The organism is Micromonospora globbae, from assembly GCF_003610785.1.
GTDB lineage: Bacteria > Actinomycetota > Actinomycetes > Mycobacteriales > Micromonosporaceae > Micromonospora > Micromonospora globbae.
This window is the reverse complement of record NZ_RAQQ01000043.1, coordinates 1-17,621: the sequence shown is the minus strand read 5'-3', so window position 1 is coordinate 17,621 and position 17,621 is coordinate 1. Positions and strand designations below refer to the sequence as shown.

Genomic DNA, 17,621 nt, shown 5'->3' with positions numbered 1-17,621 from the left:
GCCCGCATGGTCACGATCGACACCAGCCAACACGACACCGACCAGACCGACCCCACCCCGATCGCCGCATAACATCAAACCGGATCCCGCGATGGCCGTCTCCTACACCACCAGCGCGGACGCGACCAGCCTCCCCTCAAGGCGGCGGTAACCGTGCATGCCGTCACGTCGCAGGCTGGCTCGGAACGTTGGTCGTCGACCTCGTCTTGACCCTGGAGCTAGCCCAACTTGACCGATCGTCACGTAGACCAGAACTATGTCGACCACCCTTTGTTGTGGCAGGACTGTGGCGCCCCAGGCGAGACGGTATCCGCCGCGCGGAGACCGGTGGTACCAAGGCGGGCGGGTAGTTTGCCACCCGCCCGCCTTGTCGTGGCACTGTCAGCGATGCAACAGGAATGTCTGCGTCTGCGGATTCAGCATCGGCAGGCGGCGGGCGCCGGCGGCTTCTCGACTGCTGAACCGGAGCACGTCCAGACCTCGTGAGATGTCATTGGCGACGATCAGGCCGTTGTACCAGTACGTCGACCACTGGTTGGACCTCATGTCGTAGTAGCCGATCTCCTTCGGGTTGCTCGGGTCGGTCAGGTCGACCACCGAGGTTCCGGATCCGTAGGCGGAGGAGACCAGGATGTTGCGGCCGGCGACCGGGATGTAGTTGAAGTTGTGGTAGGTGCTCGGCTCGTCTCGCGGAATACGTAGGTGGCTCAGCGGCACGGCTGGGTTGTCCACCGCGTACGTCCAGATCGCCCCGAACGGCTCCTGCGCAGGCCCGAAGTACTCGTCGCCGAACGTGACGTGCTTGCCGTCGTGGGTGAACGCTGCGCTGTGCCAGATGTCCACGTCCGGCGTGTCGATGTCGGCGGTCACCCGGGGCGCGAGCGGGTTGGTGATGTCCCAGAGCTGGCCCTGCGACAGGCATGCGGCGGCGGCGAGGTTGCGCGGGGTCAGCACCTGGATGTCGTGGCAGGCGAAGAAGTCACCAGACGAGCCCGCGAACAGGTCGATCCCCTTGACGGTGGGTTCGGCGACTACCGCGGCGGCGAGGCCGGCGGCGGCGTCGTGACCTGGAACGTTGATCACCGAGATCCGCTCGAACGGCGCCTTGCAGTCCGGGCCGATGTTGCTTGCGCTCAGAGGGTACGACGCGACGTAGATGTAGGTGCCGCCATCCTCCCGTGGCACCAGTGTGTGGGTGTGGGAGCCGCAGTCGGTCCGGATCGCCTGGAGGAATCTAGGTGCACGTGGGTCGCTGACGTCGAAGACCCGCACACCCTCCCAGGCGCCCGGGGTGGAGGCGGTGACGTTCGTGGACCCGTCGCAACTCGGCGTGCTCTGCGGGGTGTCTACGGACAGGAACAGCAGGTCGCCCCACACCGATACGTCGCCTTGAGGCCCGTTGCAGTGCACGTCGGCCAGCTCCTCCGGCGTGCCCGGCTCTGAGATATCGATGATGCGGAAGCCGCCGTAGTGGCCGGCGAAGACGAGGTTGCCGGAGAAGGCGAGATCGCTGTTGGTGCCGCCGGTGTGTTCGTCCGTCGAGAGCAGGTGCATGTTCTGGCTGTAGCCGTCGGCGGGGCTACTGGGCGGCGGGGGCGGAACGGATCCGTCCTCCCACGGCTCGTGTGCGTACGCAGGAGACGACATCACGGTGAGTGTCACCACGCCTGCTATGGCGAGTGATCGGATCAGGGATCTTTTGCGCACAGCGCTCCCTCACGTCGGTGGTGACCGCGCCCGAGCGGCACGATCATGGTCGTGGATGTCACCTTGGCAAATGCCTCCAGGTAGCGCTAGCCCCTCGGTGAGGATGAACGGGCCTCAGGTCTGCACCCGGGCATCTTCGAACGGGCAGCGTCCGTCAGTTCGGTGCCAGTCAGGCGGTGGCGGGCGGCGCCGGGGGTGGGCGTGCCACCCTCCGGCGTTAGCGAGCGGGCGGTCCGGCTGGCGAGGGTTGGGACGATCGGCGCTCGGGTGGAGGTCAGACGAGCCGCTATTCACGGAGCGCCGAAGCCACTCCCCGACTACTCGACAGTCGCCCATATTCACCCTTGACGAAGAGTTGCCCGCAGCGACCTTCTTGGTGCCGGCGGTGGGACGTATGAAGTCATCCGGGTCAATACGTACCCACTGATGGCACCTCTGAGGAGCTGACATGCGCACAAAACTGCTGGCCATCGCCGGCGCCACGGCCGTCACTCTGTTCCTGTTCCCCTCCTCGGCGCAGGCCGGCCACAGCTGGGGTGGCTACCACTGGGCTCGGACCGCCAACCCGTTCACCCTTCAGCTCGGCGACAACGTCAGCTCCCAGTGGGACTCCGCGCTCTCCGGCGCTTCGGCGGACTGGAGCAGGTCCACCGTGCTCGACACCCGGGTGGTGGCTGGTTTGAGTAACCCGAAGAACTGCAGGGGGACGACTGGTCGGGTCGAGGTCTGCAACTCCACCTACGGCAACACCGGCTGGCTCGGCATCGCCTCGATCTCCATCACCGGGGGCACCCACATCACCCAGGGCACCGTCAAGCTGAACGACACCTACTTCAACACCCCGCAGTACAACACTGCGGCGTGGCGGAACCTGGTGACCTGCCAGGAGGTCGGGCACACCTTCGGGCTGGACCACCAGGACGAGGACTTCAACAACGCGAACCTCGGCACCTGCATGGACTACACCAACGACCCGAGCACCAACCAGCACCCCAACCAGCACGACTACGACGAGTTGGCCTCGATCTACTCGCATGTCGACTCGACCAGCACGCTGGGAACTGCTGCGGCGGCTGGCGCGTCGGTGGGCAACTCGCCCGAGTCCTGGGGCAGCCTGGTCAGCGGCTCCCGGGCTGACCGGCATTCCACCTACGTCCGGCACTTCGCTGACGGCACCACGGTTGTCACCCACGTGATCTGGGCCTGATCCATCACTCGCCGGCCAGAGCCGCGCTCGGCCTGTTCAGCGCACAGCGGTCCCTCGAGATGCGCGGGGGACCGCTGTCGCGTGCCGTTGACCGGGCTTGCCCTATTCCGCGTGGTGTCGTCGCGCCCCTACATCGTGCTTCCCCGCCCCGGCACCCTGGCGCTATGCGTGTGGTCCGCGGCAGTGGCGGGTCAGAACCACGTGCGACGGTCCCCCCACGAGCCGTGCGGGATCGGCAGCCACGGTTGCTAGGTCGTGCAGCGCTTGGGTGAGCAGGTCGGTGGCCCAGCCGGATGTCCGGGGAGGGTGGGCATGTGCGCGGCGGCGACCAGCGCAAGGACACATCCGGGACGGTGCAGCCAGCGCCGGTCCTCACTCCTTGGCCGCCCCGTCTAGGCATAGAGTTCGAAATGTCAGTCCGCGGTGGTGGGCTTGAGCGCGGTGAGGGTGAGAGTGACAAGGCGCTGCAGCGCGTCGTCGGAGGCCAGCGCGCCCGATGCGGTCAAGGCGTGCAGGCAGAAGGCCACCAGTTCGTCGGGGGGAACGTCGGCACGAACCTGACCGACTTCGGCGGCGTCGGCGAGCAAGTCCCGCACGAGCATGTGCAACCGCGCGTGGGCGTCCGCGGTGTGCTCGCTTCGGTGCAGCGCGGCAGCGAGGTCACCACCGTGGCGGTGCTGCGAGAGCCGCGCGTAGGCCGCGAGCACGGCGTGCAGCCGCCCTGACGGGCTATCAGCTTGATCGCGGATAGCGCTGAGGTGATCTAAATGCTGCGCTAGCTGGCGCTCGTGCCAGGCAAGCAAGATGGCTTCGACATCCGGGAAGTACTTGTACAGGGTGGCACGGCCGATGCCGGTGAGTTCAGCGATCCCGGACATGGTGACGCCGGTCAGCCCATGGTGGCCGACCAGGGTTGCTGCGGCGTCGAGCACAGCGTCGCGCACCGCCGCCCGGTGCGCCTCGATTGTGTCGTTCCACAGCCTCGGCACCCCTGAATGATACAGACGGATACCACCCAATACACTTCGCCTTGACAGAGACACTCTGTCTCGATAAATGTGGACCAGTCGCTGCTGGGACCGGGTGGGAGAGTCAAATGGCGGATGAGTCGGGTGGGTTGGGGTCTCCAACAGGCGTGCCACGGTGGGTGAAGGTCATCGGCCTGCTTGTGGCCGCGTTGCTGATCGCGTTCGTCGTCTTACAACTAAGCGGCGTCGCCGGTGAGCACGGTCCTGGGCGCCACCTACCAGGCGGGCGGTGACGCCCCGTGCGGCAACGGTGGCGTAAGGCCGCGTTGACCTTGCACGTGGTTGCCTCGTTGGGGTGGCTCGGCGCGGTCGTGGTCTTCCTCGTCCTGGCATTGGCGGCGCTGCGCAGCGATCAGGCAATGGTGACCGCGGCCGGATATGTGGCCATGGATCTGTCGGTCCGGTTCGCCATCGTTCCGCTCGCAGTCGTCACGCTGCTCAGTGGGGTGGTGTCATCGCTGGCGTCGCACTGGGGGTTGGTGCGTCACTGGTGGGTGCTGATCAAGTTGGCGTTGGTTGCGGTTGCCACCGTGGTGCTTCTGCTCCAGTTGCAGCCGGTTGCCGCGCTCGCGGATGCCGCGGTGGCTTCCTCGTCTGTGGCCGGTGGGGGGCAGTGGCGTGCGGCGGTGGTGTCGCTGGTCGTGCATGCGATCGGCGGCTTGTTGGTGCTACTGGCCGCGACGGTGTTGGCCGTTTACAAGCCGCGGGGCCTGACGGGATTCAGGCGGCAGCGAGCTTGATCGCCCTCGGCGGGTCACGAGCATCGCGGTGGTCGTGAACCTTCACCTCCTTCGGAAATAGGCAAACACCCGTGGCTACTCGTCGGCTCGGCTGCCTATGCCTGCCGCTTTCGAAGGCCTGCCCCGTGCAGCACGGGTGTTAGGTGTTGTGACGAGTGGGCCACTGGCACGGCGGTAGGTGCGGTTCGAGGCGCCCATCTCGTGGCAGATGGGCGCCTCGACGGACGCTGCCGCTACGCGATGGTGCGGAAGCGGCGCAGGCGGAGGCTGTTGGCAACCACGAACACCGACGAGAAGGCCATCGCCGCGCCGGCGATCATCGGGTTCAGCATTCCCGCGGCGGCGAGTGGCAGGGCGGCCACGTTGTAGGCGAAGGCCCAGAACAGGTTGCTCTTGATGATCCTCAGGGTTCGCCGGGACAGGCGGATGGCGTCCACGGCGGCGGTCAGGTCGCCGCGGACCAGTGTCAGGTCTGAGGCTTCGATTGCCACGTCAGTGCCGGTGCCCATGGCGAGGCCGAGGTCGGCCTGGGCGAGCGCGGGGGCGTCGTTGATTCCGTCGCCGACCATTGCCACGACCTTCCCGTCGCTCTGAAGGCGCTTGACCACGTCGACCTTGTCGGCGGGCAGCACCTCGGCGATTACCTGGTCGATGCCGACCTCGGCGGCGACCGCCTTCGCGACGGTGGTGTTGTCACCGGTGAGCAGCACCGGGGTCAGGCCCAGGGCCCGCAGCCGGTCGACCGCCGTTCGGCTGGTCGGCTTGACCACGTCGGCCACGGCGAGGACGCCGCGGGCCTGCCCGCCCCAGCCGGCCAGCACGGCGGTGCGGCCGGTGGTTTCCGCCTCGTCGGCAGCGCGCTTCACCTCGGCGGGGACATCGAGTCCCCGCTCGCGCAGTAGGCGGGCCCGACCGACCACGATCTCGTGGCCGTCGACGGTGCCGGTGACGCCGAGCCCTTCGATGTTGGCGAAGCTGGTGACGGGAGGCAGGTTCCCGGCGTCGGCGGCGCCGGCAGCGATCGCCTGGGCGATCGGGTGCTCGCTGGCGGCCTCGAGCGCGCCGGCCAGCCGCAGCAGGTCGTCCGCGTCGGTGCCGTCGGCGGGCAGCACGTCGACCAGGGTCATCTTCCCTGTGGTCACGGTGCCGGTCTTGTCCAGTACGACGGTGTCGACTCGACGTGTCGATTCCAGCACCTCGGGTCCCTTGATGAGGATGCCGAGCTGGGCGCCCCGGCCGGTGCCGACGAGCAACGCGGTCGGGGTGGCCAGGCCGAGCGCGCAGGGGCAGGCGATGATCAGTACGGCCACTGCGGCGGTGAAGGCGGCTGCCAGGCCGCTGCCGTTGCCGATCCAGAAGCCGAGGGTGCCGATCGCGAGGGCGATCACGATCGGGACGAAGACGCCGGAGATCCGGTCCGCGAGCCGTTGCACGGCCGCCTTGCCGGTCTGGGCCTGCTCGACGAGGCGGGCCATCTGCGCGAGCTGGGTGTCCGCACCGACCCGGGTCGCCGTGACCACCAGCCGGCCGCCGGCGTTCACCGTGGCGCCGACCACGGCGTCGCCCGGACCGACCTCGACCGGCACGGACTCGCCGGTCAGCATGCTGGCGTCGACCGCCGAGGTGCCCTCGTCCACCACTCCGTCGGTGGCGATCTTCTCCCCGGGCCGGACGACGAACCGGTCCCCGACGGCGAGCTGGTCGACCGGGATCCGCGTCTCCACGCCGTCGCGCAGCACGGCCACGTCCCGGGCGCCGAGTTCGAGCAGGGCGCGCAGGGCGGCGCCGGCGGTCCGCTTGGAACGGGCCTCGAAGTAGCGTCCGGCCAGAATGAACGTGGTCACGCCGGCCGCCGCCTCGAGGTAGATGTTCCCGGCCCCGTCGGAGCGGGTGATGTCGAACCGGAACGGGTGGGTCATGCCGGGCATCCCGGCGTCGCCGAGGAAGAGCGCCCAGAGCGACCAGCCGAACGCGGCGAGCGTGCCCACCGAGACCAGGGTGTCCATGGTGGCGGCACCGTGCCGCAGGTTGATGAGCGCGGCGCGGTGGAACGGCAGGCCACCCCAGACCACCACCGGGGCGGCCAGGGTCAGCGACAGCCACTGCCAGTAGTCGAACTGCCAGGCCGGCACCATGGCCAGCACGATCACCGGCACGGTCAGCGCCGCGGAGACCCAGAGTCGGGTGCGGAGGCCGCGCAGTTCGTCGACTGGCTCCGCTGGCTCAGGTGCGCCGGTGGCGGCCGGCGGGGGCGGCAGGGCTGCGGTGTAGCCGGTCTTCTCCACAGTGGCGATCAGGTCGTCCGGGGTGACGTCGCCGGCGTAGCGGACGGTGGCCTTCTCGGTCGCGTAGTTCACGGTGGCGGACACGCCGTCCATCCGGTTGAGCTTCTTCTCGATCCGCGCCGCGCAGGACGCGCAGGTCATGCCGCCGATGGACAGCTCGATCTGGTTCGGGGCGAGCTGCAGGGTTTTCGCGGTGGATGTCATCGCAACCTCCGGTCAGTTGTGGCCGTGGCCGGGCTCGCCGTGCGCTGCGGTGGCGGTCGGAGTCGGGCTGGTGGGAGTCGCCGGCGTCGCCGGTACGGCGCCGGCGACCACGGTGAATTCGGCGGTGCGGACGGTTCCGGCGTGCTGGAAGTCGAGGTAGAGGCGGTAGGTGCCGGCGGAGGGGACCTCGGCGTAGAAGGTGACCTGCGGGCCCGGCTGGGTGCGCCCGTCGCCGGGTTCGCCATCGGGGTGCACGTGCAGGTATGCCAGGTCACCCGCCCGCAGTGCCACCAGGTGGCCGTAGGCGCCGAGGTAGGGCTCCAGGTGGGTGACCGGTGCGCCGTCCCGGTTGATGGTCAGGTTCAGCTTGGCGGTCTTGCCCGGCTGCAGGTCGCCGTGGAGGGTGACGGTGTACCCATCGACGCTCACGGTCCGTGCCGGCGCTGGCACAGGGCGCGGGATGAATGCGCCGGGCAGGGCGACGTCTACGCCGAGGGTGAGTGGCTGCCCGCCGGTGGGGACGAAATCGGCGAAGGCGCGCCAGCTTCCGGGGTCTGCGAAGGGCGAGGCGACCCGCCAGGTGCCGTCGGGGGTCATGTCGGGGTGCACGTGCCGGAAGCCGGACAGATCTCGGCGGGTGACGATGAGGTGCATGCGCTTGTCGTGCGCTTCGTCGAAGGCGGTGACGGTGCGGCCGTCGGGTCCGGTGATCCGGAAGGCGAATTCGCCGCTCGGGGCGGCGACTGGCAGGAAGGTGTAACCCCGGTCGGAGACCAGCAGGCCGCCGGGGATCTGCGCGGCGTTTCCGCTGCCGGATTCGTCGTGGCCCGCGCTGCCGTGCTCGGCGGTGGTGTCGTGGCGGATCTCGGCGGCCGGGGCGACGGGGTCGACCACCTGGCCGACCCCGTACGCCGCGCCGAACACCGCCACGAGGCCGAGCCCGAAGCCGCTCAGCTTCGCTGCCGTGTTCATGACTGGCACCTCGGGTTCTCTTCGGGTTGGGACTTTCAGGCGTCGACGAGGTCGTAGCCGGCCTCGTCCACCGCAGCCCGCACGGCCGCGGGGTCCAGCGGCGCGTCGCTGGTGACGGTGACCTGCCCGGAGGCGAGGTCGACCTGGACGTCACGGACGCCGGTGATGCCGCTGATCTCGGTGCTGACCGAGTTCACGCAGTGCCCGCAGGTCATGCCCTTTACCTGGTACGTGGCGGTGGTCATCGGAACGCTCCTCTCAACACCCTCACCCGTAACGTCCGGCGGTTCCGCTGAGGCGAGGGCCATCGAACAACCAAATACCTACGGGGGGTATCCCCTCCAAGCACCGTAGCATACCCCCGAGGGGTACGGTATCCTTGTTCGCATGACCACACCCACTCCGATCCGCGGATACACCGCCAGCAAGGACCAGCTGCTCGCGCGGCTCCGCCGTGTCGAGGGGCAGGTCCGCGGCGTCGAGAAGATGGTCGACGACGACCGCTACTGCATCGACGTGCTCACCCAGATCTCCGCGATCCAGGCCGCGCTGGACAAGGTCGCCCTCGGGCTGCTCGACGGGCACGCCCGGCACTGCATGCACGAGGGCGCAGCTGACGGTCGTGCCGACGAGATGGCCACCGAGATGATGGCCGCCGTCGGCCGCCTCATGAAGCGAGGCTGATCCCCACACCGGGTGGAGCTCCAGCCTCGGGCCCAAGCCCTACCGCCTCTTCACGCCCGAGCCCTTCCCGTTGCCGATGGACACCAGCGCCGCAGGTGGTTGGAGCACCACGCCTGGCGTTGGCACAACGACGAGATGCCGGCCGATCGCGTATCGGCCGGCATTGCCGTTTCGCCTCGCCGTCACATCGGGTGGCCGGCTGCACCGCCGGCCACCCGATGGCGGAGCGTTCGAGGCTCCATCCCTTGCTCAAATCTCGTCAGGCCCCGCTAGACCGTCGGTCACGGCCACCTCCGGGTCATCATGATGATGTCCGCGCGATGAGTACCGAACTCGCATTCCGGGCCGAACCGCTCACCTCAGCCGACCTTCGCCTCTTCGGCCTCCACAACAGCCTGCGGACCAGCCGCGCGGGCCCGCAGGGTGAGCGTCCCGATGACGGCTCCGGCAGCGGCGATGACACCGGCGCCGACGAAGGCGGCGGAGTAGCCGGTGGTGAGAGCCGGCAGGTCACCGAGCCGGTCCGCGCCGTATGAGGCGGCGACCGCCGTCATCGCGGCCAGCCCGAGCGCCGAGCCCACCTGGTAGCTGGTGTTGACGATCCCGGAGGCGAGGCCACCCTCCTCGGGCGGGGCGCTGGAGATCGCCGTGCCCAGCGACGGGATGAACGCCAGCGACATTCCCAGCGCCGTGACGAGGGAGGCGGGCAGGACGTCCACGGCGTAGTTGCCGTCCGGCCGGACGAGAGCCAGCCAGCCGAGCCCTGCGGCCAGCACGGCCAGGCCCACGACCACCATCGGCTTCGGGCCGAACCGGCCGATCGCCCGCGGCGCGAGCGCGATCATCCCCACCATGATGAGGACCGTCATGGGAAGCAGCGCGGCTCCGCTGGGGAAGGCGCTGTAGCCGAGGACCTGCTGCAGGTAGAGGTTGAGGTAGAACCACATCGGGATCCAGGCCGCGCCGAGTAGGAGCTGGGCGACGTTGGCGGCGGCGAGGTTCGGGGTGCGGAAGATCGACAGTCGCATCAGCGGCTCCCGGCGGGCGGCCTGGATGGCCACGAACGCCACCAACGCGGCGACTGCCCCGGCGAGGACGAGCCAGGTCTGCCCGGAGGTCCATCCGATCTCGGGGGCCCGGACGATCGCGTAGACCGCGGCGCCGAGACCGGCGGTGACGGTGAGTGTCCCGGCCACGTCGAGGGAACCTCGGCGGGCGCCGCCGGCGGGCATGAGCGCCGGGGTGGCCAGCACGGCGATCAGGGCGATGGGGATGTTGATGTAGAACACCCACGGCCAGCTGATGTACTCGGTGATGAGGCCGCCGAGGAAGACGCCGGCGGTGCCACCCGCGGGAGCGGCCGCGCCGTAGAGGGCAAGGGCCCGGGTGAGCTCTCGCGGCTGGGCGCCGAAGAGCATCATCAGCAGCGTCAGCGCTGACGGTGCGATGAGCGCGGCGCCGACTCCCTGGGTGGCGCGGGCGGCCAGCTCGATCGCGACGCTGTCGGCCAGCCCCGCAGCGGCCGACCCGACCAGCAGGATCAGCCACCCGGCGGTGAACATGCGACGCGCGCCGAACAGGTCCGACAGCCGGCCGCCGAGCAGCAGCAGGCCACCGAAGGCGACCACGTAGGCGTTGAACACCCACGAGAGGTTCTCCGGCGAGAAGCCGAGGTCGTCCTGCATGCGAGGTAAGGCGACCCCGATGATCGAGGTGTCCATGATGACCATGAACTGGGCGAGCGCGATGAGTCCGAGGACCCACCAGCGCCTGGATCCGTGTGACATCTCCACCACTCCTTATGCCCCTAGGGGGTATCGGTAAGTGGTGAAGGTTTACCCCCGGGGGGTATTGAATGTCAAGCGGAGTTGTCGAACTTCGCCGCCGCACGCCAGTTGATTGATCCCTCTACCCCCTATGGGTATATTCATCGTTCGTCAGGGCGCATTGGCTCCCGGCCTCACGGGCTTGCCCGCCGGGCTTCTGTCCGGGGTGGCAGGGCGCCAGCCAGCGCCCCTTTCGTCGAGAGGAGAGAGTCCATGTGCACTAGCGGAACCAGTTGCGGTTGCGCCACGGCCACGGCCGACAGCACGCCGGCTGCGGTTGACGCCGTCGACGGGGTGCGTACCACCTACACCGTGTCAGGAATGACCTGCAGCGGCTGCGCCAACAACGTGAGCAAGCAGGTCAGCACCGTCGAGGGCGTGACCGGCGTCGAGATCGACGTGGCCTCCGGCACCGTCGCGGTCACCAGCGACGCGCCGCTGGCGATCGCCGACGTCCGCGCGGCCGTGGAGAAGGCCGGCTACTCACTCGTGAGCTGAGCGGAGATGATCCGCCGCGACCGACCGGCGACTCTGGAGCGGTCGCGGCGGATCTGTTCTTCCCGGTGTCCCACCGGGATCACCAGGCGGGTGGCCCGGTCGGCTTATTCGCCGATGCCTGGCCACGCTCACCATCCGGCGCTACCGCGGGCGTCTCGGCGGAGTGTTCGATTGGCGCCTTGCCGAAACGTCAGGCGCAGAACGTCACTGCCGTGACGATGGCGACCAGTGCCGGCGCGGCAACTGCGGCGAGTGGAAGCAGCAGCCGCGTGGGCGCGGTGCGTGTTCGGTAGCCGGCCTGCAGGTGATACAGCCGCAGCGGCACGTCCGCGCCGGCCATCGACAGGGCGTGCGCGGGGCCGGGAGATCCGGCGAGGGCTATCAAGGCCGCTCGCACGGCAGGAGCGCCGCAGGAACGGACGGCGGTCGCGTCGGCGCACAGCTCCACCAGGACCCGCACGGCATCGGGGGCCTGGCGGGTGATCGGCACCCACGGCATGGCGGCGGCGAGGATCTCGGCAGCTGCGACGAGCAGGTGATGGCGTCCACGAAGATGAGCTTGTTCGTGAGACAGCACGGCCGCTCGTTGCGCTGGTGGGAGCTGCTCTACCCCCGTGGAGAGAACGACCAGGCCGTCACGCCCGCCGATGCTGTAGGCCATGGGAGTGGTGTGCGGAACGTGCAGGACGGATGGTGTGTGCGAGGTTCGCGGCCTTCCCAGGAGAGCCAGAAGGTCACGATGAGCCTCTCGGGACGCCCGCTGTGCGCGGCGTTGGCGCACCGCAGACGCCACGGTCCGCACGATGAGCACAACAGCCGTCAGTGTCGCCGCGATCCCGATCAGCTCATGCTGTGCAGGCAGGTGGCCGTGACTGACGGCCACCCAGCAGTGGTGCGCGACGAGCTCCACCCATCGGTGCAGACCGGACTCGGGCACGAGGAGCAGCGCCACCCCGATGAAAAAGGAGGAGATCACGGCGATGATCGCCGCCCACCAGGCCAGAAGCACGGCGAAGGGATCGTGACGCCCGCCGGCGCGTTCCAGCAGCGGCGGCGCCAGCCAGGCGACGACGAGGGATCCGACGAGGAGGCAGGCACCCACGTTCATCGCCTCTCCAACCTCTCGTCGAGGACCTGCTGCAGTACGGCCAGTTCCCGCTCGGACGCGGAGCGGGCGAAATGCAGCAGCACGACGTCCGGTTGCTGACTGGTTTCCAGCAGGCGCCGCAGCGTGCGTGCGGTGAGTTCTTCGCGGCTGCCGGCGGGCCGGTATTGGTAGGCTTTGCCGTTCTTGTCACGTAGGACCCATTGCTTGCGGTGCAAATTGTCCAGCACTGTCATCACAGTGGTGTACGCGAGTGAGCGGCCGGACAGGCGCTCGAGTACCTCGCGCACCCGTAGCGGCTCCCCCGCTTGCCACAACACGTCCATAACGGCGGCTTCCAGCTCACCCAACCCGTTCACGAATGCACCGCCCCCCACCTCTGCGTCAGCCTACGCCCGGGATCCGATCATGAGCGTGTGCGGCGCCTGCCGCCCGACCCCAGCAAGTTGATCGCGCCTCAGCCCTTCATTCCTTCAAGGGACAGGCGGGCCAGGACGTTGGTGTGCGCGTTAGCGCCATGTGGCTCGGGGTAAGCGGCGCCGACGCGACAGGGTGTTCGTGGTTTACGCGCTCTGCTGGTTCGCTGTGAGCGGGCAAAAGGAGGACGGATGCGGCGTACACGGTCTATGGCGCTGATCGTCATGTCAGTTGTGGGGCTGCCCATCCCCGCCGTGGTCGCTAGCGGCGTCGCCGCGCGCCCGGCTCAGGCACCTGCTGCCCTCGCCAGTCCCACGCCGTCCGCCACCACCCCCCAGGAGGCAGCGATGTTCGCCGCGATGATGGCATCACACCATCAGGATGGGATCGAGCTGACCCAGATGGCGCTGGACAAGTCGACAAATGACGGGGTTCGGGCGGTGGCGCAGCGGTCACAGCAGAACCAGAAGGCGCAGCTACCGCAGCTGCAGAGCATCGCGCAGAGCGGAAACATGAGCCCGCAGCCACCGGAGGCACCGCTGGCGAGGTTCAACGAACAGGAGATGACTGAGCTGCGGCAGCTGTCGGGGACGGAGTTCGACCGCAAGTGGCTTGACACGTTCAGCAGCCACCACATGTCAGCGATCATGATGGCTGACCTTCAACGTGACTCCGCGGACACCCGAACGCGCGATATCGCCCGGCAGATTCGGGATCAGCAACTTCAGGACGTCAGCGATATGAACAACCTGCGGGACCAGTTGGGCTGACGGCCAGAAGCCAGCAAGCCAGCCGCGTGTAGCAGCCGACTGGAGCCACATGCATGAACCCTGACGGTGGTGCGCACGGCGGTCCTCACGCCGAGGACCGCCGTGCGCGTTGCCGTGTCAGGCGGAGTAGCCGCGGGTGGCGGCCCATTTCGCCAGTTCGTCGACCTGGATCCAGTAGGTGCCGTCACCCACCGGCTGCCACGGGTCGGCGAGCTTGACAATACTGCCGTCGTCCTCGTAGCCGACGACGGTGAGGTAGTGCCCGACGGGGAACGAGCGCGTCAGCCCGTCAGCATCGACACCGGCGCCGATGACGTTGACCACCGGGATGCGGTTCTCGTCGATCGCCTTGCGTAGATCGGTCTTCAGTCGCTGCACCTCGTCTGGGCTGACCGTGTCTGTCGGAATCTCTCCGGTCTTGTACACGTCCTTGCCGAGCTCGGCGTTGAGAACTCGGGTGATGTCGAACGCCGAGGCGGTGCCGGCCACGGTGGTGCCGAGCTTCTCGGCGAGCTCATCCTGGCTCTTGAGCTTCCCCTGGCCGCTCAGGGCGATTCGGGTCGAGGCCGGGCCGCAGTAGTAGATGTTCGGCTGTGCCTGGAACGTGTAGTCGCTCAGGCTCTTGGCGGAAGGCTTGTCCGCCTGTTGCACGGCGGCGGGTGTGGCAGCGGCCGCTGGCGCGGCGGCTTGCACGCCGGCGGCACCAGCCGCGACGGCGCCCAGGCACGCGAGTCCGGCAACACCGAGCGCGCTTTTGGCAACAGTCCCGCGGACGACGGAGCCGCTGGTGATGGCGGGAAGCCACCGGGCGGGGTATTTCATTGCTTCACCTTTCCTCGGGTGAACAGTGCGACGTCGCTCGGCCGCACGTGTTCGTCTCGGGGTTCGGGTCGGCACGCGCATACGCGCCGGAAACAGATCAACGCCGAACTGTTCGCGACTTCGGCATTGGGGAACACAACGGCCGCGGCCGCGTCGGCATTCCAGGTCCGAGCTGAGGTCGGATGTGCCGGCTTGCATCGACCGTGGCCTGCGTGCAGTACGGGCCCGGCCGGGCCCACTGTCAGGGGCCCGGCCGGGTTGGTTGTGTGCCGGTTACAGGCGGTCGAGGATCTTCTGGAGCGTCTGCACCTCGGCCTCCTGGTCGGAGGCGATCTTCGCCGCGAGTGCCTTGGCGTCCGGGTTACTGCCCTGCGCCTGTTCGGTCTTGGCCATCTCGATTGCGCCGTTGTGGTGCGCGATCATCATCTGGGCGAACATCTTGTCGAACTCCACGCCCTGAGCGGCCTGGAGATCCGCCATTTCCTTGTCGGACATCATCCCCGGCATGCCTGACCCGCCCGGGGTGGGCGAGCCCATACCGGGCATGTCGTGACCGGGAGCCGAACTCATCTCCGGCATGCTGTGTCCCGAGGGCGCCGCGGTGGGCTTACCCCAGGCGGTCAGCCAGCCCTTCATCGTGGTGATTTCCGGGTCCTGCGCCGCCTTGATCTTCGCGGCGAGGTCCTTCAGCTCCGGGTCGCTCGCCCGCGTGGGGGCTAGGTCTGCCATCGCCACCGCCTGCTGGTGGTGCGGGATCATCATCTGCGCGAACATGACGTCCGCGTCGTTGAAGGTCGCCGCGGTGGAGGCTGAAGAGCTGACGGTCGGGCTGTCACCACCGTGGTCCATGCCCGACATGTCGTTGCCGCTGCAGGCCGCAATCGCAAGCAGGGCGGACAGCGCCGCGCCGGCCAGGGCCGCGCGGCGCACAAGGGTGCGCTTCATGAGTTCTAAAATCCTTTACGGTCTGGGATCGATTCAGGTCGGAAACGGGTGAGTGGGAGGCACAGGTCTGCCCCACACGACTCCTACGTTCGCGACACCGAAACGACAGCCAGCCGCAATCCGACAGGCACCGGGGGCGGTCCTCGCCCTGCAGGCTGCGGCGCCCATCGAGCGCGCAAGAGCCGGACGTGGCCGCTGCGAAGACGGCCCGTCCGTGCTGCCCAGAGCAAAATGCCCACCGCACCGAGTACGGCCAGACATACCGCGAACACGTCGAGACGCAACCCGTGATCTCGCGCGTCATCGGCGTCAGAGGCTGCGACAGGTTGATCGGCCCCAGCGTGGGGCTGGGTGACCATGCCGGAGTCGGCGTGGTCCACGACAGCGGGCGCGGGGTGATGCCCGTCGCCGACGTGGCCGAGTGTGTGCATGCCAGCGACACCCAACGCGAGCAGGACGAGCAGCAGCAACCGCGGGGGGCTGAAAGGCCCCACGGCCTGCTTCATCGCTGTCGTCCCGTTCATCCCTATCCAGGGTAGTAGGTGCGATTACGGTTGTCGCGTCATCAGTCTTGGTCCGCCGGTGGCGTCGCCCCCGGTCAGGGCGTCAGATTCGGGATGTCGAACCATGCGAATGGCGCCCAGGGAAGATTGCGGAGCACCGTGCTGTAGAGCAGGAAGGCCGCGATGTACGTGGCGTACACGCGCGGCGACAAGCGTAGCGCGGGAAGGTCGCGTCCGAACCATGCCGCGGCCACCCATCGCACGCCGACGTACGCGACGAACGGGACCGCGATGAGCGCGGCGAGGTGGTGTCGTGCGGCCTGCACGAGGTCGCCGTGCAGGAGGTAGTAGAACATGCGGGTTCCCCCGCACCCAGGTCCGTTGATCCCGGTGATCGTGTGCCACAGGCAGGGGCCTGTGGGATCAGCGACGCTGTCGGTGGGGTTGAATCGAACAACGAAGGCGCCGGCGGCAACGAGGGCGGCACCGACGCCGAGAGTTGCCCACCGCTGCGCCGCGCGGTCGGCCATCGCGGTGATCTGTCGCATCTGTCCCTGTCCCTCGCAATTCGCCGTGTCGCCTGTCGTGAGTCTTCCGCCCCTGACGAGCATCGCTGGCCCGGCCAGCGATGCTACTAACGTCCCATAGTAGTTTGGAGTCGTCGGCGAAACGATCTCCGGATCCGGACTTCGAGGCGAGGAGGCCAGGTGCCCGCCAAACAGTCAAACCGGGTGACGTGGGCGGGCGTGGCGCTGGGCATTGCCCTGCTGGTCGCGGCGGTCATCGCGGTCGTCACGTGGCGTGATGAGCCTCCCCGGTCCGATGCATCTGTGTCGAGCGGGCTGAGTCATGTGCACGGGATGGCCGTCAACCCGGCGGACGGACAGCTCTATGTGGCAACGCACCACGGGGTGGTTCGCGTATCGGAGACGGAAGCCGCCTATGTCGGGGACGGGCGCCAGGACACCATGGGCTTCACGGTGATCGGGCCAGACCACTTTCTCGCCTCGGGGCACCCCGCGCCCGGCCAGGGCGGGCCGACGCATCTGGGTCTGATCGAGAGCACCGACGGCGGACGCACCTGGCGATCGGTTTCTCTGGCGGGGCAGGCGGATTTCCACGCCCTGCGCAGCGCCGACGGCCTCACCTACGGCCTGGATTCCACGACAGGTTCCCTGCTGGCCAGCAGCGACCGACTCACCTGGCAGGCCCGCTCCACCATCGCGGCCTACGACATCGCCGTTGAACCAGGGCAGCCGGAGATCCTGTTGGCCACCACAGAGCAGGGCCTGCAACGATCTACCGACGGCGGGCGCACGTGGACGCCGGCCGGCGGACCAGCAACTGTGTTGTTGCACTGGGCAGATCGGGACCGGCTGCACGGGATCACTGACGACGGGCAGATCCTCGTCTCCGGGGACGCCGCCACAACGTGGTCCAGCGCCGGGCGCGTTCCCGCGGCGCCAGCCGCCTTCACCGCGCACGATGACACGCTGTTCGTGGCGACCGGGGATGGTCGCGTGCTGCGCAGCACCGACGCGGGCGCCAGCTGGCAACCCCTGCAGACCTCCCTGTCGTGACCCTCGGCCAACCGCGGGCACTCGTCGTGACAGGGAGACCTGCGATGCGTCCACAGCTCCTCGGGGCAGGTGGTGGCGGCGGCCCGGGTTGGGCCGCCGCCACACCGTGTTCAGGCCCCCGGCGTCAGGCGAACCCGCCTCAGCAGCTGGGCGTTGAGCGCCACGACGATCGTGGAGACCGACATGAGCACTGCGCCGACGGCCGGGCTGAGGCTGATCCCCGCCCAGGCGAGGACGCCGGCCGCGAGCGGGATCGCCACGACGTTGTAGCCGGCGGCCCAGGCCAGGTTCTGGATCATCTTTCGGTACGAGGCCCGGGACAGGCGGA

17 protein-coding genes and 1 pseudogene are annotated in these 17,621 nt (G+C 68.5%); 6 read left to right on the top strand and 12 right to left on the bottom strand.

Annotated features, from left to right (window positions below; all coding sequences use genetic code 11):
• Window positions 1-381: 381 nt before the first annotated feature.
• On the bottom strand, window positions 382-1,647 hold the full coding sequence (locus D7I43_RS30915) for an LVIVD repeat-containing protein (RefSeq protein WP_147427352.1): 1,266 nt from the start codon (window positions 1,645-1,647) through the stop codon (window positions 382-384).
• A gap of 508 nt (window positions 1,648-2,155) precedes the next feature.
• Here D7I43_RS30915 and D7I43_RS30910 point away from each other — a divergent pair.
• Window positions 2,156-2,914 carry a zinc metalloprotease gene (locus D7I43_RS30910; RefSeq protein ID WP_120332100.1) on the top strand — a complete coding sequence of 253 codons (759 nt, stop codon included), beginning with the start codon at window positions 2,156-2,158 and terminating at the stop codon, window positions 2,912-2,914.
• Between the two features lie 413 nt (window positions 2,915-3,327).
• Here the strand turns inward: D7I43_RS30910 and D7I43_RS30905 are convergent, their stop codons facing one another.
• Window positions 3,328-3,903, bottom strand: coding sequence for a TetR/AcrR family transcriptional regulator (locus D7I43_RS30905; protein ID WP_120332099.1), 576 nt, complete (start codon window positions 3,901-3,903; stop codon window positions 3,328-3,330).
• Between the two features lie 278 nt (window positions 3,904-4,181).
• Between D7I43_RS30905 and D7I43_RS30900 the strand changes: the two genes are divergently transcribed.
• Entirely contained in the window at window positions 4,182-4,682 is a 501-nt protein-coding gene (locus D7I43_RS30900; protein WP_120332098.1) for a hypothetical protein, read from the top strand.
• Window positions 4,683-4,915: 233 nt separating this feature from the next.
• Here the strand turns inward: D7I43_RS30900 and D7I43_RS30895 are convergent, their stop codons facing one another.
• From D7I43_RS30895 to D7I43_RS30885, 3 genes are read right to left on the bottom strand one after another with little or no spacing between them, the layout of a single operon-like run.
• Entirely contained in the window at window positions 4,916-7,171 is a 2,256-nt protein-coding gene (locus D7I43_RS30895; protein WP_120332097.1) for a heavy metal translocating P-type ATPase, read from the bottom strand.
• Window positions 7,172-7,183: 12 nt separating this feature from the next.
• Complete coding sequence (locus tag D7I43_RS30890; RefSeq protein WP_120332096.1) at window positions 7,184-8,143, bottom strand: hypothetical protein; 960 nt, start codon at window positions 8,141-8,143, stop codon at window positions 7,184-7,186.
• Window positions 8,144-8,178: 35 nt separating this feature from the next.
• On the bottom strand, window positions 8,179-8,388 hold the full coding sequence (locus tag D7I43_RS30885) for a heavy-metal-associated domain-containing protein (RefSeq protein ID WP_120332095.1): 210 nt from the start codon (window positions 8,386-8,388) through the stop codon (window positions 8,179-8,181).
• A 142-nt stretch (window positions 8,389-8,530) separates the two neighbouring features.
• Here D7I43_RS30885 and D7I43_RS30880 point away from each other — a divergent pair, with 142 nt between their 5' ends.
• The gene (locus D7I43_RS30880) at window positions 8,531-8,827 is read left to right on the top strand and encodes a metal-sensitive transcriptional regulator (RefSeq protein ID WP_120332094.1); all 297 of its coding nucleotides are present in this window, start codon (window positions 8,531-8,533) and stop codon (window positions 8,825-8,827) included.
• Window positions 8,828-9,186: 359 nt separating this feature from the next.
• On the opposite strand, the gene D7I43_RS30875 is transcribed toward D7I43_RS30880, so the two are convergent.
• Window positions 9,187-10,614, bottom strand: a complete 1,428-nt coding sequence (locus D7I43_RS30875; protein ID WP_120332104.1) for an MFS transporter — start codon at window positions 10,612-10,614, stop codon at window positions 9,187-9,189.
• 333 nt (window positions 10,615-10,947) lie between these two features.
• Between D7I43_RS30875 and D7I43_RS33930 the strand changes: the two genes are divergently transcribed.
• Entirely contained in the window at window positions 10,948-11,151 is a 204-nt protein-coding gene (locus tag D7I43_RS33930; protein WP_275670868.1) for a heavy-metal-associated domain-containing protein, read from the top strand.
• Between the two features lie 190 nt (window positions 11,152-11,341).
• Here D7I43_RS33930 and D7I43_RS30865 read toward each other — a convergent pair whose 3' ends face one another.
• Together D7I43_RS30865 and D7I43_RS30860 are read right to left on the bottom strand one after the other, a co-directional pair.
• Window positions 11,342-12,259 carry a M56 family metallopeptidase gene (locus D7I43_RS30865; RefSeq protein ID WP_120332092.1) on the bottom strand — a complete coding sequence of 306 codons (918 nt, stop codon included), beginning with the start codon at window positions 12,257-12,259 and terminating at the stop codon, window positions 11,342-11,344.
• Window positions 12,256-12,615 carry a BlaI/MecI/CopY family transcriptional regulator gene (locus D7I43_RS30860; RefSeq protein WP_120332103.1) on the bottom strand — a complete coding sequence of 120 codons (360 nt, stop codon included), beginning with the start codon at window positions 12,613-12,615 and terminating at the stop codon, window positions 12,256-12,258. The genes D7I43_RS30865 and D7I43_RS30860 overlap by 4 nt, the downstream gene beginning before the upstream one ends.
• Window positions 12,616-12,864: 249 nt before the next feature.
• Between D7I43_RS30860 and D7I43_RS30855 the strand changes: the two genes are divergently transcribed.
• Window positions 12,865-13,443: a DUF305 domain-containing protein gene (locus D7I43_RS30855; RefSeq protein ID WP_120332091.1), complete on the top strand. Its 579-nt coding sequence runs from the start codon at window positions 12,865-12,867 to the stop codon at window positions 13,441-13,443.
• 117 nt (window positions 13,444-13,560) lie between these two features.
• On the opposite strand, the gene D7I43_RS30850 is transcribed toward D7I43_RS30855, so the two are convergent.
• From D7I43_RS30850 to D7I43_RS30835, 3 genes are all read right to left on the bottom strand, one after another.
• Complete coding sequence (locus D7I43_RS30850) at window positions 13,561-14,265, bottom strand: C39 family peptidase (protein ID WP_120332090.1); 705 nt, start codon at window positions 14,263-14,265, stop codon at window positions 13,561-13,563.
• 273 nt (window positions 14,266-14,538) lie between these two features.
• Window positions 14,539-15,210: a DUF305 domain-containing protein gene (locus D7I43_RS30845; protein WP_120332089.1), complete on the bottom strand. Its 672-nt coding sequence runs from the start codon at window positions 15,208-15,210 to the stop codon at window positions 14,539-14,541.
• A 598-nt stretch (window positions 15,211-15,808) separates the two neighbouring features.
• The gene (locus tag D7I43_RS30835) at window positions 15,809-16,261 is read right to left on the bottom strand and encodes a DUF2752 domain-containing protein (RefSeq protein WP_120332088.1); all 453 of its coding nucleotides are present in this window, start codon (window positions 16,259-16,261) and stop codon (window positions 15,809-15,811) included.
• 159 nt (window positions 16,262-16,420) lie between these two features.
• On the opposite strand from D7I43_RS30835, the gene D7I43_RS30830 reads away from it, so the two are divergent.
• Window positions 16,421-17,293 (top strand): F510_1955 family glycosylhydrolase, encoded by an 873-nt coding sequence (locus D7I43_RS30830; RefSeq protein ID WP_147427351.1) that lies wholly within the window; start codon window positions 16,421-16,423, stop codon window positions 17,291-17,293.
• A gap of 110 nt (window positions 17,294-17,403) precedes the next feature.
• On the opposite strand, the pseudogene D7I43_RS30825 reads toward D7I43_RS30830, so the two are convergent.
• Window positions 17,404-17,621, bottom strand: a pseudogene (locus D7I43_RS30825) (heavy metal translocating P-type ATPase); the annotation flags it as partial.